The sequence below is a fragment of the Streptomyces sp. NPDC006283 genome (assembly GCF_040613325.1).
In the GTDB taxonomy this organism is placed as follows: Bacteria; Actinomycetota; Actinomycetes; order Streptomycetales; family Streptomycetaceae; genus Streptomyces.
Map to the genome: position 1 here is coordinate 1 of NZ_JBEXRZ010000176.1, position 14999 is coordinate 14999.

Sequence of the window (14999 nt, forward strand, 5' to 3'; positions counted from 1 at the left end):
CCGTTCACCGGCACCAAGTCCGTCAGCGTGTACGTCAACGGCGCCAAGGTGAAGCCGGACGGAAGCGGCGGGCCGCCTGCCGGCCCCTCGTCGGCCGGCTGCCGCCGGCCTGACCGGGGGCGGCGGGCCTCACGCGTCGTCGAGGGCTCCCGCCATCAGCTCCTGGAGCCGCAGGCCCCGGGCGGCGTCGACCTCGGTCGGGAGTCCGGAGCGGACCGCTCGGGCGAACTCCCGCCGCAGCACGGGCCAGCACTCCTCGTGGTCGATGTCCGCCGTGTCGTACACGAGCTCGTCCCCGTGCCCGAACAGCTCGATGCGTGTCCGGGCGCGCGGCAGGCGGACCGCGCCGGAAAGGGACGCCTGGCTGATCGCGCCGTTGGTGTGCTCGCAGGTCAGCTCGATCCATCGACGGGGGTCGCCGGCGCCGCGGATGCGCGCGATCGGGCCGACCGCCGTGTCGAGGAGGTCGAGCAGGTGCGGGCCGAGGTCGAGCAGCGCGCCGTGCTCCAGGCGCCACGAGGTGGCGAACTCGCCGCCCAGGAATGCCCCGTGGAGGTAGCACGACCGGGCACCTGTCACCTCCAGCTCCGCGGCCCGTCGCAGGAACCGGCGGGTCTGCGGGTGATAGCGCTTGGTCAGCACCAGTTGGGAGACGACCCCCGCCTCGGCGACGGCGTCCGCCACCTTCCGGGCGGCGGCCAGGTCCGGTCCCAGCGGCTTCTCCAGCAGAACGGCCTTGCCGGCCCGCGCGGCGATCGGCGCCAGCTCTGCCTGCACCGCCGGAGGCACGGCGAAGGCCACCGCCTCGCACCGCTCGAGGAGGTCGGTGAAGGAGACGGCCGCCGTCGAGCCGTAGGAGTGCGCGAGCTCCTCGGCGGCCGTCGCACGACGTGTCCATACGGCGGTGAGCTCGGTCTCCGGACCGGTCGCGAGCATCCGGGCATGCATGGCCCGCGCCCACGGTCCGGCGCCCACAAGTCCCACTCGTACCGGCGCGCCGGTCCATGCCGCGACTTCCCGCGCAGGGGCGGACGGCGGCAGCGGATGGTTCACGGTGTCTCTCCTGCGTGTGCGAGACGGGCGTCGGCCCGGTCGGGCGCGTACAGGTGCTCCACCACCATCGCGGCGGCGCCGGCGAGGCCGGCGCGGTCACCGAGGGTGGAGGTGACCACCTGCAGGTGGGCGGTGGTGCGCGGCATGGCGCGCTGGTAGAGGAGTTCGCGCACTCCGGTGACGAACGGCGTGGAGGCGAGGTCGCCGGAGATCATCAGCACGCCGGGGTTGAGCAGGGTGACGACGGTGACCAGCACTTCACCGACCCGCTGGCCGGCTTGTCGTGCGAGCCGCACGGCGTCCGGCTGCCCCGCCGCCAGATGTTCCCTCACGCCGGGGCCGGAGTCAGTGGGCAGTCCTTGGGCGGTGAGTTCGTCCGCGAGCGCGCCGCCGCCCGCGACCGCGCCGAGGCAGCCGTAGGAGCCGCAGCCGCACAGCGCGTCGTGCCGGTCGTGCAGCCGGATGTGGCCGATGTCGCCGGCGCCGCCGTCGATGCCGCGGTAGATCCGGCCGCCGATCACCACACCGGCTCCGATGCCGGTGGACGCCTTGACCAGCAGGAAGGCCTTGCAGTCGGGGAAGCTGTGGCGCTGTTCGCCGTAGGCCATGAGGTTGGCGTCGTTGTCGACCAGGACCGGCAGTGTTCCGGCGGCGCCCCCGCCGACGTGGGTCTCGAACGCCGCGCCGAGGTGCTCCGCGATCGGGAAGCGGTCCCAGCGCGGCATCAGCGGCGGCTGGACGACCTGTCCGATCTCGAAGTCGACGGGGCCGGCGACGGAGAGGCCGATGCCGCACACCTTGCCGGGGCCGGTCCCCGTCTTGGCGAGCAGGGGGCCGAAGCCGCGCGCCAGCTGGTCGAGTACGACCTCGGGGCCCTCCTCCAGGACGATCGGCGCCGTGTGCTCGGCCAGGACGTTTCCCGCGAGGTCGAGGACGGCCGAGCGGGCGTGCCGCGGCTCCAGGTCGGCGGCGAGCACAACGGCGTGCGACACATCGAACTCCAGCCGCGTGGAAGGCCGTCCGCCGGTGGACGTACCTGTCGCCGCGCGCAGCCAGCCGGCCTTGAACAGCTGGTCCAGCCGGTGCCCGACGGTGGACCGGGAGAGTCCGGTCGCGTGCTGGAGTTCACCGCGGGTGGTCGCCTCACCGCTGCGGATGAGCCGGAGCAGGTGACCGGCGCTCGCCTGGTTGCCTGTCATCGTCAGTCCCCGTTCAACTTCTCGTGCATGTCAGCCCTTGTCGGCGCCGCTGGTCAGGCCCTCGGTGAGGAGGCGCTCCGCGGCGAAGAACAGCAGTACCACGGGGATGGTGAGCACCACGGACCCGGCCATCAGCACGGTCTTGGACACCTCTACGCCGTTGGCCAGTTGCTGCAGTCCGAGGGAGACCGTCCACCGGTCCGGCTCGGCGGCCAGAAAGAGCAGGGCGAACAGGAACTCGTTCCACGCGATCATGAAAATGTAGAGCCCGGTGGCCATGAGGGACGGCAGAGCCAGCGGCAGCACGACCTTGCGTACGGTCTGGAGCCGGGTGCAGCCGTCGAGCGCCGCCGCTTCCTCGATGGTGTACGGGATGGTGAGGAAGTAGTTCTTCAGCATGTAGATCGACACCGGCACGGTCTGGGCGATGTACACGATCGCCAGGCCGACCAGGTTGCCCTGGAGTCCGATCTTCGCGAACATCACGAACAGCGGGACGGCGAGGAGGGTGGCGGGGAAGAGGTACACCGCCAGGAACAGTGCGCTGACCTTGCGGTTGCCGAAGAACTTGAGCCGGCTGATGGCGTACGCGCCGGGGACGGCGGCGGCGAGGGTCAGTACGACCGTACCGAGCGATACGGCCGCGGAGTTGAACAGCATTTCGAGCAGGCCCTGGCCGCCCTCGGCGGTCGGCGCCAGGACGTTCTGGTACGTCGCCAGCGTGAGGTCCTTGGCGGAGACCCACAGGGAGCCGGGGTCCAGAAGGAGCGCGTCGATGGGTTTCAGCGACAGCAGCGCCATGTAGTAGAAGGGCGCGATCGTGACAACGGCCAGGAAGGCGATCACGACCCACCGGAGGATCCCGAAGAGCCTCTCCTCGAACTGGGTGCGGCTCATCATGAGGCTTCCTCCTCGACCTTCTTGGCGAAGAACTTGAAGTAGAGGCCCAGCAGGACCATGAGGATCGCGGCCAGGACGAGGGCCTGCGCCGCCGCTGCCCCCACGTCGTAGCGCGAGGTGAGGAAGTCGTACACGCGCACGGCGACGACCTCCGTGCCGGCTCCGCCGCCGGTGAGCAGGTAGACGTCGTCGAACTTGTTGAACGTCATGATGAAGCGCAGTACCGACAGCAGGGCGATGACCGGCATGAGTTGCGGCAGCAGCACGTACCGGAAGCGTTGGACCGGGGTGGCTCCGTCGACCTTCGCGGCTTCCTCGATCCCGTCCGGGACGGCCTGCAGCCGTGCGAGGAGGAAGAGGAAAGCGAACGGGAAGTACCGCCACGTCTCGAAGGCGATGACGGTCAGCAGTGCCAGCGGAACGTCGAAGTGCGCTCCGAGCAGGCTGACTTCGTAGTTCCGGGCCGAGAGGAAGGCGATCGGGCGGTCCCAGCCCAGCAGCCGTGCGCCCCACTCGTTGACGATGCCGTACTGCGGGCTGAGCGCCACCTCCCACACGAACGCGACGGCCACGACCGGCGCGACGTAGGGCAGCAGCATCGAGCCGCGCAACAGCCCGCGGCCGCGGAAGGGCCGCCGCAGGGCGAGCGCCGCGACCAGTCCGAGCAGCAGGGAGCCGGCGGTTGCGCCCACGGTGTAGGCGAGCGTGGTGCCGAGGCTCGTCCAGAAGCCGGGTGAGCCGAAGACCTTGTCGAAGTTCTCCAGGGACCAGTTGCCGAAGAGGCTCATCTGCTGGATGTCGACGAGTTTCGCGTGCTGGAAGGCGAGCAGCACGGTCCACAGGATGGGAACGACCACGACGACCAGCACCACGAGGAACGTGGGCGAGACGAAGGCCAGTCCGGCCCGGTTCTCCCGTTCGCTGACGGTCGGCGGGCTCTTCCGGCGGGTCGTCGCGCCGGTCTCTGCTGTGCTCATGGAGTACGTACCTCAGGGGGGAAGGGCGGGCGGGGCGGCTGGTGACGGCCCGGCTACCGCAGGGACTCCTGCAGGGCGGTGACTTCGTCGTGGGCCTCGCGGGCCGCTTCGGCGGACGAGATCTGCCCGCCGGTCATGGCGCCGATCGCCTTCGGCACAGGAAGCTCTCCGTTGGTGGCGCCGACGAGCGCTCCCTCGCCCTGGGCGATGCCCCAGCGCTGCATGTCGGACACGCCTTCGATGAGCTGGTCGAGCAGCTCGCGCGGGTAGACCTCGTCCATCGGCCGGCGTTCGTCGACGCCCAGACTGCTGGTTCGCCAGGCACGCTGGTACTGGGACGGGTCTTCGGGGGTCCCGGTGCGGACGGGGATCTTGCCTTCCGGCGCCATGCCGAACCAGTCCTCGTACCCCTTGCTCATCATGTATTCGACGAACGTCCGGGAGGCGCCGGTCTCGGCGGTCCTGGTGACGGCCCAGGAGGTGACCTCGCCGAGCTGCGTCGGCTCCTTGCCGTCCGGGCCCTTCATGGCGGTGACCAGCCCGGTGTTGCGGGCGAGGAAACCGGGGTCCTTCTTGCACTCCGGGCAGCTGGGCAGGGCGTCCTTGCGCAGGCCGGCGAGTTCGTCGAGCAGGAAGCTGGACCAGCCGAGCATCGCGGACCGGCCGGAGAAGTAGGTGGCGCGGGTGGAGTCGACGTTCTGGGAGCCCGGCGGGCCGTAGCCGCGGGCCAGCTTGTCGTAGGTGTCGAAGGAGGTGCGGCAGGCCGGGGAGTCGAGGCGGACGGTCCCCCGGCCGTCGACCAGCCGGCAGTCGTTGCCCACGGCGAAGCCCTCGAAAGTCTGCTGAGTGAGGATGTCCGCCGGGTCGGTGGCGAGCGAGATTCCGCTGCGGCCGTCCTTGTCGAGCGCCCGCGCCGCCTTCAGTACGTCCTCGTACGTGTCGGGGGCGGGCAGGCCCTCCTTCTCCAGGAGGTCCTTGCGGTAGGCGAGGAGCGCCAGCCAGGCGTCGGAGGGCACGCCGAGGCGCGTGTCGCCGTCGGAGGTGAGGTCGAGGGCTTTGGCGTCGAAGGTCTTCGTGTCGAGGCGTTCGACGATCTCGGTGGAGACCTCGGTGTTCAGCAGGTCGTTGCTGTACATCTGCCAGACCTGGCCCATGGGGGCGGCCGCGAGCACGTCGGGCAGCCGGCCGGCCGCGGCGGCGGACATGATCAGCTGCGGCAGCTGGTTCTCGTCGACGCCGACGAGCTCCACCTCCACCCCGGTCTCTTCCGTGAACCGGTCGAGGATCTTTTCCGTGGCCGCCATCCGGGGAGGCAGATTCTCCTGCGTCCAGACCGTGATCCGGTTGTCCGGCGCCGCGGTGTCTCCGGCCGAGCAACCTGCCAGCAAGCCGGCACTGAGCACGGTGGCCAGTCCCAGAGCGATCGTCCTCGACCGCCGAGCCTTTGTTCGCATGCAGTGTGTCCTCACGACTTTCGTTCCTTCGCGCTGCATCTAACCAGGGGCTTTTGCTGGTTGACAAGACATATCTCTAAGATATCTTCGACGTAAGTCGAGCACCTCCCCTCCCTCGGAGCACTCTGTGGAACGCGTTGTCCAGTTCACCGGCCCCCGACAGGTCGAAGTCGCCGAGCACACACAAGCGTCGCTGCCACCTGGCCACCTGCGGGTACGGACTCGCTTTTCGGGCATTTCAGCAGGTACGGAATTGACAGCTTATAGAGGGACAAATCCTTATCTGACCCGTACGTGGGACGCGGAGGCCAGGATCTTCCGGGACGGCTCGGCCGGCATCGAGTACCCCGTCGCCGGATGGGGCTACTCCGAGGTCGGTGAGGTCACCGAGGTCTCCCCCGAGCTCGTCGGCACGCCTGGCGTCCCGGTCCTCGGCGATCTGGTCTGGGGGATCTGGGGCCACCGCAGCGAGGGCATCGTTCCCGCCGATCGCATGATCGGGCACACCCTGCCCCCGGGTCTCGAACCGCTCGCCGGAGCCTTCGCCCGCGTCGGAGCGATCGCGTACAACGCCGTGCTCGCCTCCGACATCCATGTCGGCGAGGACGTCGCCGTCTTCGGACAGGGTGTCATCGGCCTGCTCACCACCCGCCTCGCCCAGCTCAACGGCGCGCGCGTCACGGCCGTCGACGCGCTCGACGGCCGGCTGGAGACCGCGCGGAAGTACGGGGCGACACACACACTCAACGCGCGCACGGACGCTGTCGCCGAACGCATCCGCGAGGCCACCGACGGCCTGGGCGCCGACGTCGCCATCGAGATCAGCGGTGTCTATCCCGCGCTCCACGAAGCTCTGCGTGCGGTGACCGTCGGGGGCCGTGTCGTCGCGTCCGGCTTCTATCAGGGGGACGGCACCGGGCTGCGGCTCGGGGACGAGTTCCACCACAACCGCGTGCAGCTCGTGTGCTCCCAGATCGGCGGCGTGCCGCCGCAGTTGGCGGGCCGGTGGACCGTCGACCGGCTCCAGCAGACCTTCCTGAAACTCGTGGCCGACGGCCAGGTCGACGTCACGTCCCTGGTCAGCCACGTCGTGCCGGTGTCCGACGCCGCCGACGCCTACGTACTGCTCGACGAGCGTCCCGCCGACGCCCTCCAGGTCGTCCTGGCATTCTGAAAGGCCCCTCGCCCCGTGACACAGCTCAAAACCGCCTGCCAGGAACAACTGCTGCCCGGCCACACCCTCCAGCAGAAGTGGGAGTTCGCCCAGGAGGCCGGGTTCGACGCCATCGAACTGCGCGCCAAGGGAGACCTCGGCTTCGCAGGACGCCTGCCCGAACTGCGCAGCGCGCTCGCCGACGGCGTCGTCATGCCGACGGTCTGTGTCGACATGCTGCACTTCTTCGGCGCGTTCGACGACAACCTGCGCAGGGACGCCCTGGTGCAGATGAAGTCGCAGCTCTCGGTGATCGCCGAGCTCGGCGGCCTCGGCGCGCAGACCCCGGCCTCGTACGGGATGTTCTCCCGGCGGCTGCCGCCGTTCGAACCGCCGCGCACGGAGGAACAGGACCGCGAGATCCTCCTCGCCGGTCTCACCGAACTCGGCGAACACGCCCGCAAGGAGGGCGTGAGCCTCTTCCTGGAGCCGCTCAACCGCTACGAGGACCACATGGTCAACCGCCTCGAGCAAGCGGTGGACCTGATCCGCGAGGTCGGCCTGGACTCGGTGAAGATCGGCATCGACAGCTACCACATGAACATCGAGGAGGCCGACCCTTCGGCAGCGATCCTGGCCGCTGCCCCGTACATCGGCCATGCCCAGGTCAGCGACTCCAACCGGTTCCAGCCCGGTGCGGGCCACCTCGACTGGCCGGCCTGGCTCGGCGCCCTGCACTCCGCGGGCTACGAGGGCTATCTCGCCGCGGAGTGCAGGCTGACCGGCGACCCGCTGGACGCCGTCCGCTCCATTCCGGCGTTCCTGCGCAGGGCGGGCGCATGACCACCCTGCCCGGCACACAGGCGCGCGGGGCCTTCGTACCCGCTCCCGCCCGGCCTGCCCCCTTGGAGCGCGGCGCGCTCGGGGCCCTGGGCCGGACCACGACACCCGTGCCCGCCGCCCCGGAGGACCTGACCCTCCTGCGCGGCGTGGCACGGGTACTCCTCGGCAACTGGACGGGTTCCTCGACCGTCCCCTCGCGCGCCCTCTACCCGCACCAGTGGAGCTGGGACTCGGCCTTCATCGCCATCGGGCTCCGGCACCTGTCGGCGCGCCGTGCGCAGCGTGAGCTGGAGACCCTGCTCGGCGCCCAGTGGGGCGACGGCCGTGTCCCGCACATCGTCTTCAACCCGGACGTGCCGCTCGGCGCGTACTTTCCGAGCCCGGACTTCTGGCGCTCCTCGCGGGCCGGCCGCCGTCTCGGCGCCCCCCGGGGCGTCGAGACCTCCGGGATCGTGCAGCCGCCCGTGCACGGACTGGCCGCATGGCTGGTCCACGAGGCCGACCCCGTCGAGTCGGAACGCCGTGGCTTCCTCCGGCGCGTCTACCCGCGGCTGGCGGCCTGGCACCGCTATCTGGCCGCTGAGCGGGACCTCGGCGGCGGCGGGCTCGCCGCGTGCGTGCACCCCTGGGAGCCGGGCCTCGACAACAGCCCGAGCTGGGACGCTCCGCTGTCGCGGGTCGTTCCGGCGCCGGAAGGCTCGTTCCGGCGTGCCGATCTCGACCACAGCCCCGCCGACGACCGCCCGACACAGCTGGACTACGCCCGCTACGTGGCTCTGGCGGCGACCTACCGGGACCACGGCTACGACGACACACGGACACCGCATGCCTTCGCGGTCGAAGACCCCTGCTTCAACTCTCTGCTGATCGCCTCCGAACACGCACTGGCCGACATGGCGGAAGTGCTGGGCCTCGACCCCGCCGGTCATCGCCGTCGCGCCCAAGAGCTCACCTCGGCGCTGGTGGCCCGGCTGTGGGATCCGGACGCCGGGATGTTCACGGCCCGGGACGTGCTCGCCGCCAAGGCCGGTACGGAACGGACGGTCGCCGGACTGGTCCCGCTGCTGGTGCCGGACCTGCCCGACGAGATCACGGCCACGCTGCTGCGCACGGCGCGCGGCAGCCACTTCCGGCTCGGCCAGGTGCACCTCGTGCCCAGCTACGACCTGCGGAGCCCCTCGTACGACGGCAACCGCTACTGGCGTGGACCGAGTTGGTTCAACACGGCCTGGCTGCTGCACCGGGGACTGCGCCTGTACGGCGAGGAATCGGAGGCCTCACTGCTGCGCGAGGGGTTCCTGACCCTCGCGGCCGACTCGGGCTTCTCCGAGTACCTCGAGCCGTACAGCGGAGAGGGCCGGGGCATCCGCGACTTCAGCTGGACGGCCGCTCTCGCGCTGGACCTGCTGCGCACCGGCCGCCGCCAACGCCACCACTAAGGACGGCTCCACTTCGATGACGGACCACCATCTCCTCGTCCACGACGGCACGTTCGCCCGAGTGACCGACTCGGGTGACATGACCGGCGCACGAGGTACCGCGCCCGACGGGCTGTTCTCCCGCGACGCCCGCCACCTCAGCCGATGGGAGCTGAGCGTCGACGGCTCCCCGCTCCAGGTCCTGGCGCCGGCCTCACGGACCGGTCCCTGCCGCCCCCTCACCGCGGTACTCACGCCGCCCGGCAGCCGGGACCACCCGCCTGCCTGCACCGTCTTCCGGGAACAGGTGCTGGCCGACGGCGCGTTGACCGAACGCATCCGGCTCACCAACAACCGCCCGGTGCCTGTCACCGCGCACCTCCGCCTCACCGCGGACGCCGACTTCGCCGACCAGTACGAACTGCGCGGCGACGACCGCACCTACGCCAAGCCGGGCGCGGTACACCACGTCGAGGTGACCGCGGACGGGCTCGCCTTCCGCTACGAACGGCCCGCGCCGCAGGGCGTGCCGGCCTGGCTCGCGCGCACCGTGGTGACCGCGGCGCCGGCGCCGCACACCGCGGAGCCGACAGGCGAACGCACGGCGCACTCGCTGCGATGGACCGTCCAACTGCCCGCGCACGGCAGCTCGGACATCCTGCTGCAGGTCTGCGCCCTGCCCTCCGGCGCCGACGTCGGCCCCCCACCCCTGCGTTCCCCCGGCGACGTGGCGGACCGGCTCGCCGCCGACCGCGCGGCCTTCACGGACAGGGCCCCGCGCCCGCACGACCTGACCGGCTGGAGCGAGCTCGCCCGCGCCTGCGAGCAGGGCCTCGCCGATCTCGCCGACCTCCGGCTGACCGTGGACGGAGCCGACGGCGCCCGCGTGCGGGTGCCGGCGGCGGGCATTCCGTGGTTCTTCGCCCTGTACGGCCGCGACTGCCTGCTCACCTCGTTCTTCGCTCTTCCCTACCGCCCCGAGCTCGCCGCCGCGTCCCTCACCGCGCTCGCCGCCGTCCAGGGCGCCGAGTACCGCACGGAACGCCAGGAGGAGCCGGGGCGCATTCTGCACGAGATGCGCCACGGAGAGCTCGCGCACTTCGGGGACGTCCCGTACGGCCGGTACTACGGCGCCGTCGACTCCACTCCCCTGTTCCTCTCACTGCTGCACGCCTACACCCAGCAGGTCACCGACGACGCTCTCGCGCGCCGCCTGGAGCCGGTGGCGCGCGCGGCGGTCGAGTGGATGTTCCGGGACGGCGGACTCGGCGACCGGGGGTGGCTCGTCTACTCCTCCGATGCCGAGGCGGGCGGCCTGGCCAACCTGAACTGGAAGGACTCCGTAGGCGCGATCTGCTTCCGCGACGGCACCCCCGCAGAAGGTCTTGTCGCGGTCGCGGAGGCCCAGGGGTACGCGTACGACGCGCTGGTCCGCACGGCGGAGCTCGCCCGCGTGAGCTGGGGCGACGCACCGTACGCCGACCGTCTCGCAGCGGCCGCCGACGACCTGCGCAGGCGCTTCCACCGCGACTTCTGGATGGCGGACGACCACTTCCCCGCCCTGGCCCTGGACGGCGCCGGCCGCCGGATCGACGCCCTCGCGTCCGACGCCGGGCACCTGCTGTGGTCGGGGATCCTCGACGCCGGCCACGCGGCGGCAGTCGGGCGCCGGCTCATGGAACCCGACTTCTTCTCCGGCTGGGGAATCCGGACGCTCGCGGCGCAACAGAGCCCCTACCACCCGCTCTCCTACCACCGGGGTTCGATCTGGCCGCACGACAACGCCGTGATCGCGCTCGGGCTCGCCCGGTACGGACTGGCCGAGGAGACCCGTGCGGTGGCCGGCGGGCTGGTGGAAGCCGCAGCCCTGCACGGGTGGCGACTGCCGGAGGTGCTGGCCGGTTACGACCGGGGAGACCATCCGTCCCCCGTGCCGTACCCGCACTCCTGCTCGCCGCAGGCATGGGCGGCGGCGACGCCGCTCGCGCTGCTCACCGCTCTGGCCTCGCTGCCCGGGGGTGCGGGTTCGCCCGCACGTGCCGACAGCTCGCTGCCGGACGCGGGCCACGAGCGCTCCCGCCTCGCACCGGATTCCCGTACGCCCCGTCCCGTGCCGTCGCGCGGGTGAGCCGGGCTCAGCGCGCCCGCAGCCGGCGCCAGACCGCCTTCGCGGCGTGGTGGCCCGACATGCCGTGGACTCCCGGGCCCGGCGGTGTCGCCGAGGAACAGAGGAAGACGGCCGGGTGCGCGGTGGCGTAGGGGACACGGGCCAGCTTGGGGCGGATGACCGTCTGCAGTCCGGCGAAGGCGCCGCACGCGATGTCGCCGCCCACGTAGTTGGCGTTGCGCGCGGCGAGTCGGGGCGGGCCGGCGACGGCGCGTGCCAGCACCAGATCGCGGAAACCGGGTGCGAAGCGCTCCAGTTGGCGCTCGATCACCTCGGTCGCGTCGCCCTCCCAGCCGGCGGGCACATGGCCGTACGCCCACAGGACGTGCTTGCCCTCGGGCGCCCTGGTCGGGTCGGTCACAGTCGGCTGGGCGGTGATCAGGAAGGGGACCTCGGGGGCGCGGCCGGCGACCGCCGCGCCGAGGGCGCTCTCGATCTCGCGCGCGGTGGGACCGATGTGGACGGTGCCTGCCGTGCGGGCCTCCTCGGCCGTCCACGGCATCGGTCCCGACAGCGCGTAGTCGATCTTGAAGGCGGAGGCGCCGTACTTGTAGCGCCAGTACGCCTGGCCGAGCCCGGCGATCCTGGCGAGCGCGGTGGGTGAGGTGTCGAAGACGTACGCCCGGGCCGGGGGCAGCTCGTCGAGCCGTCTGACCGGGGTGCCGGTGTGGATGGTGCCCCCTTGCTCGCGCAGGTAGGACGCGAGTGCGTCGGAGATCGCCTGCGACCCGCCGCGCGGCGTCGGCCAGCCCACCTCGTGCGCGGCCAGCGCGAAGAGCAGCGCGATACCGCCGGTGGCCAGACCGCTGGTGGGGGCGATGGCGTGGGCGGCGAGCCCGGCGAGCAGGCCGCGCGCCTTCTCGCCCCGGAAACGGCGGGAGAGCATGCTCGCGGGCCGGATCGCGTCGAGACCGAAGCGGACGAAGCGGTACGGGTCGCGCGGGAGCCCGTCCCAGGGGGTGCGCAGGAAGTCCGCGGCGAGGCTGTCCCAGTGGCCGAGATAGGGGGCGACCAGTCGGCGGTACGCACCGGCGTCGGCCGCGCCGAACGACATGGCGGTCGCGCCGACGGAACGGCTGAGCACCGCCGCCGTCCCGTCCGGGAAGGGGTGGGCGAGGGGCAGTTGGGGATGCAGCCAGGTCAGGCCGTACCGGTCGAGCGGCATGTCGGTGAAGGCGGGCGAGCCGACACCGAGCGGGTGGACGGCGGAGCACGGGTCGTGGCGGAAACCGGGGAGGGTCAGTTCCTCGGTCTTCGCACCGCCGCCGACGGTGTCCATGGCCTCGTAGACGGCAACCGAGAAGCCGCGGCGGGCCAGTTCGACCGCGGCTGTCAGCCCGTTGGGGCCCGCTCCCACGACGACGGCATCGAGCATCGACGGCACCTTCGGACTCCTTTGTCAGCCGACGCCAAGAGACTCAAGGATATTCCCGGGCACCGACATCGCGGGGCGGGGTACCTTCCCGTCGCGATGAACAACACGATCGAAGACATGGCGGCCCGGCTCACCCGCGTACGCGGGGTCCGTGCGGTCGCGCTCGGCGGCAGCCGGGCGCGTGGGGCGCACAGGCCCGACTCCGACTGGGATCTCGGCCTCTACTACCGGGGGAACGTGGATGTCGCCGCACTGACGGCGCTGGCGTCCGAGGCGACCGGCGGGCCGGTGGACGTAGCCGGACCCGGCGGCTGGGGGCCGTGGGTCGACGGGGGTGCGTGGCTGTCGGTGAACGGCGCGCAGGTGGACTGGATCCTGCGCGACCTGAACCGCGTCGAGCGGGTATGGGCCGAATGCCTGGCGGGGCGGTTCGAGACGGGAATGCAGCCGGGGCACCCGCTCGGCTTCTGGTCGCCCGCGTATCCCGGCGAGGTGGCCCTGTGCCGGGTGCTGGCCGACCCGGCGGGCGAGTTGACGAAACTGCGGCAGCAGACGCGGAAGTACCCGGAGCCGCTGCGCCGGGCGCTGGTGGACGTGGCGTGGGAGGCGGAGTTCTCCGTCGCGGCCGCGGCCAAGTCGGCGAGGGCCTGTCCGGCGGACGCGCTGCACGTGTCGCTGTGCCTGTCACGGGCGTTCGGTGTGCTGGTACAGGCGCTCCACGCACACCACCGGGTGTGGTGCCTCAACGAGAAGGGCGCGCTGGCGGCCGCCGCGGCGTTCCCCGGCGTCCCGGCGGACTTCGCCGCGCGCGTCTCGTCTGCGCTCGCCGGCCTGGACGCGGCCGCGGTGGAGTCCGCGGGTGAACTGGTCCGCGAGGTACGGGCCCGGCTGGTTTGAGCCGGGCCCCTTCCGGATCAGCCGGGGGGCTGCCTCAGCTGAGCAGTTCGCGTATCCGGCGGGCCGTGGCCTCGTCGCGCGCCGCCGTGAACGGCAGGACGTTGCCGCCCGTGATACGGAACGGCTCCCCCGCAAGGGTCAGATGAGCGCCGCCCGCCTCCGTGACCAGGAGCAGTCCGGCCGCATGGTCCCACGGCAGTTCCCAGGAGAAGGCAACGGCGTCGAGGTCTCCTCGCGCGACGCCCAGGTACTCCAGGCCCGCCGAGCCGCAGGGCCTCGCGTCGACGCCCGGCACGGCGAGTCCGAGCAGCGCGCGCTTCTGCTCCGGGGTCGTGTAGTCGGGGTGGGACATGGCGATCCGGAGCTCCGCGTCCGGGGCGGGGGAACCGGACCGAATCGGCGCTCCGTTCAGCGTGGCGCCCGCACCGCGCACGGCGACCGCCAGCTCGTCCAGCACCGGTGCGTACGTCCACGAGGCGAGGATCTCGCCGCGCAGCGCGAGCGCGACGAGCGTGCAGAAACCGGCCTCGCCGCGGACGAACTGCCGGGTGCCGTCGACCGGGTCGACGATCCAGACCGGCGCGTCGCCGTGCAGCCCGTCGGCGCCGGCCGGGTCCACGTGCACCCCTTCCTCGCCGACGACGACCGAGCCCGGCAGCAGCGCCGTCAGCGATGCGGCCAGGTGCTCCTCGGCGAGCCGGTCGGCGATCGTGACGAGGTCGTGCGGGCCGGTCTTCTCGTCGACCTCGTGCGCGGCGAGCCGACGGTGGCGCGGCATGATCTCGGCGGCCGCCGCCTTACGGACCGCCTCCTCGACGTCGGACAGATCACCGGTCAGAAAATCATCGATCATGCCCCAAGACAATCACGCCCGGCCGACATCCCGGGAGGCGGTCAGCGCCCCACCGCGTAACCCTGCATTCCCCGGGGGTTCGCCGCCGCGGACAGGACGCCGGTGTGCGGGTTCCTGGCGACCGCGCAGAGCCGGCCCTCCGACCAGGGCCCGCCGACGGTGACGTCATGGCCGCGGTGGCGCAGACCCGCGACGACTTCGGGCGCCGTGCGCGCCTCGACGGTGACGCTGCCGGGCCGCATGCCGCGGGGGTAGAAGGACCCGGGGAAGGCGTCGTTGTGCCAGTTGGGGGCATCGATCGCGCCTTGGAGGTCGTAGCCGCCGCGGACCGGCGGCAGCAGGGCTGCGGCGAGGAAGAAGTGCAGCTGCCACTGGTCCTGCTGATCGCCACCCGGCGTGCCGAAGGCCATCACGGGCACGCCGTCGCGCAGCGCCAGCGAGGGGCTCAGGGTGGTGCGGGGGCGCCGGCCGGGCGTGAGGGAGTTGGGCAGGCCGGGCGCGAGCCATGTCATCTGCAGGCGCGTGCCGAGCGGGAAGCCGAGCTCGGGCACGACAGGGTTGGACTGCAGCCAGCCGCCACTGGGGGTCGCCGCCACCATGTTGCCCCAGCGGTCGACGATGTCGACGTGGCAGGTGTCGCCCTGTACCGCGCCGTCCCGTGCCACGGTCGGCTCCCCCGCGCCGGCCGCGCCGGCTCCAGGTGCGGGAAG

General features: G+C 71.9%; 13 protein-coding genes. 5 read left to right on the top strand and 8 right to left on the bottom strand.

From position 1 onward, the window contains the following. Positions 1-129: 129 nt before the first annotated feature. From ABZ070_RS27750 to ABZ070_RS27770, 5 genes are read right to left on the bottom strand one after another with little or no spacing between them, the layout of a single operon-like run. Complete coding sequence (locus ABZ070_RS27750; protein ID WP_356638063.1) at positions 130-1053, bottom strand: Gfo/Idh/MocA family oxidoreductase; 924 nt, start codon at positions 1051-1053, stop codon at positions 130-132. Next, positions 1050-2252: an ROK family transcriptional regulator gene (locus ABZ070_RS27755; protein WP_356638064.1), complete on the bottom strand. Its 1203-nt coding sequence runs from the start codon at positions 2250-2252 to the stop codon at positions 1050-1052. The genes ABZ070_RS27750 and ABZ070_RS27755 overlap by 4 nt, the downstream gene beginning before the upstream one ends. Positions 2253-2282: 30 nt before the next feature. Continuing rightward, entirely contained in the window at positions 2283-3149 is an 867-nt protein-coding gene (locus ABZ070_RS27760; RefSeq protein WP_356638075.1) for a carbohydrate ABC transporter permease, read from the bottom strand. Further along, positions 3149-4129, bottom strand: a complete 981-nt coding sequence (locus tag ABZ070_RS27765; protein ID WP_356638065.1) for a sugar ABC transporter permease — start codon at positions 4127-4129, stop codon at positions 3149-3151. The genes ABZ070_RS27760 and ABZ070_RS27765 overlap by 1 nt, the downstream gene beginning before the upstream one ends. 53 nt (positions 4130-4182) lie before the next feature. After that, the gene (locus ABZ070_RS27770) at positions 4183-5583 is read right to left on the bottom strand and encodes an extracellular solute-binding protein (protein ID WP_356638066.1); all 1401 of its coding nucleotides are present in this window, start codon (positions 5581-5583) and stop codon (positions 4183-4185) included. Between the two features lie 127 nt (positions 5584-5710). On the opposite strand from ABZ070_RS27770, the gene ABZ070_RS27775 reads away from it, so the two are divergent. Genes ABZ070_RS27775 through ABZ070_RS27790 form a run of 4 tightly spaced genes read left to right on the top strand, consistent with a single transcriptional unit; the run spans position 5711 to position 11125 of the window. Continuing rightward, complete coding sequence (locus tag ABZ070_RS27775) at positions 5711-6757, top strand: zinc-binding alcohol dehydrogenase (RefSeq protein ID WP_356638067.1); 1047 nt, start codon at positions 5711-5713, stop codon at positions 6755-6757. Positions 6758-6772: 15 nt separating this feature from the next. Then, positions 6773-7579, top strand: coding sequence for a sugar phosphate isomerase/epimerase family protein (locus tag ABZ070_RS27780; RefSeq protein ID WP_356638068.1), 807 nt, complete (start codon positions 6773-6775; stop codon positions 7577-7579). Next, entirely contained in the window at positions 7576-9018 is a 1443-nt protein-coding gene (locus ABZ070_RS27785; RefSeq protein WP_356638069.1) for a trehalase family glycosidase, read from the top strand. The genes ABZ070_RS27780 and ABZ070_RS27785 overlap by 4 nt, the downstream gene beginning before the upstream one ends. Before the next feature lie 16 nt (positions 9019-9034). Continuing rightward, positions 9035-11125: a glycogen debranching N-terminal domain-containing protein gene (locus ABZ070_RS27790; RefSeq protein WP_356638070.1), complete on the top strand. Its 2091-nt coding sequence runs from the start codon at positions 9035-9037 to the stop codon at positions 11123-11125. A 7-nt stretch (positions 11126-11132) separates the two neighbouring features. On the opposite strand, the gene ABZ070_RS27795 is transcribed toward ABZ070_RS27790, so the two are convergent. Beyond that, positions 11133-12548, bottom strand: coding sequence for an NAD(P)/FAD-dependent oxidoreductase (locus tag ABZ070_RS27795; protein ID WP_356638071.1), 1416 nt, complete (start codon positions 12546-12548; stop codon positions 11133-11135). A gap of 87 nt (positions 12549-12635) precedes the next feature. Between ABZ070_RS27795 and ABZ070_RS27800 the strand changes: the two genes are divergently transcribed. Beyond that, positions 12636-13436: a nucleotidyltransferase domain-containing protein gene (locus ABZ070_RS27800; RefSeq protein WP_356638072.1), complete on the top strand. Its 801-nt coding sequence runs from the start codon at positions 12636-12638 to the stop codon at positions 13434-13436. 34 nt (positions 13437-13470) lie between these two features. Here ABZ070_RS27800 and ABZ070_RS27805 read toward each other — a convergent pair whose 3' ends face one another. Both ABZ070_RS27805 and ABZ070_RS27810 read right to left on the bottom strand, forming a co-directional pair. Continuing rightward, positions 13471-14289, bottom strand: coding sequence for an inositol monophosphatase family protein (locus tag ABZ070_RS27805; protein WP_356638073.1), 819 nt, complete (start codon positions 14287-14289; stop codon positions 13471-13473). 41 nt (positions 14290-14330) lie between these two features. Then, positions 14331-14999, bottom strand: a 669-nt coding sequence (locus ABZ070_RS27810; RefSeq protein ID WP_356638074.1) for a gamma-glutamyltransferase, incomplete at its 5' end; no start/stop codon positions are given.

Excerpts from the sequence above, each read along its gene's own strand:
- ABZ070_RS27755 (WP_356638064.1), bottom strand. The coding sequence starts at position 2,252 with ATGACAGGCAACCAGGCGAGCGCCGGTCACCTGCTCCGGCTCATCCGC.
- ABZ070_RS27760 (WP_356638075.1), bottom strand. The coding sequence starts at position 3,149 with ATGAGCCGCACCCAGTTCGAGGAGAGGCTCTTCGGGATCCTCCGGTGG.
- ABZ070_RS27765 (WP_356638065.1), bottom strand. The coding sequence starts at position 4,129 with ATGAGCACAGCAGAGACCGGCGCGACGACCCGCCGGAAGAGCCCGCCG.
- ABZ070_RS27770 (WP_356638066.1), bottom strand. The coding sequence starts at position 5,583 with ATGCGAACAAAGGCTCGGCGGTCGAGGACGATCGCTCTGGGACTGGCC.
- ABZ070_RS27785 (WP_356638069.1), top strand. The coding sequence starts at position 7,576 with ATGACCACCCTGCCCGGCACACAGGCGCGCGGGGCCTTCGTACCCGCT.
- ABZ070_RS27790 (WP_356638070.1), top strand. The coding sequence starts at position 9,035 with ATGACGGACCACCATCTCCTCGTCCACGACGGCACGTTCGCCCGAGTG.
- ABZ070_RS27800 (WP_356638072.1), top strand. The coding sequence starts at position 12,636 with ATGAACAACACGATCGAAGACATGGCGGCCCGGCTCACCCGCGTACGC.
- ABZ070_RS27805 (WP_356638073.1), bottom strand. The coding sequence starts at position 14,289 with ATGATCGATGATTTTCTGACCGGTGATCTGTCCGACGTCGAGGAGGCG.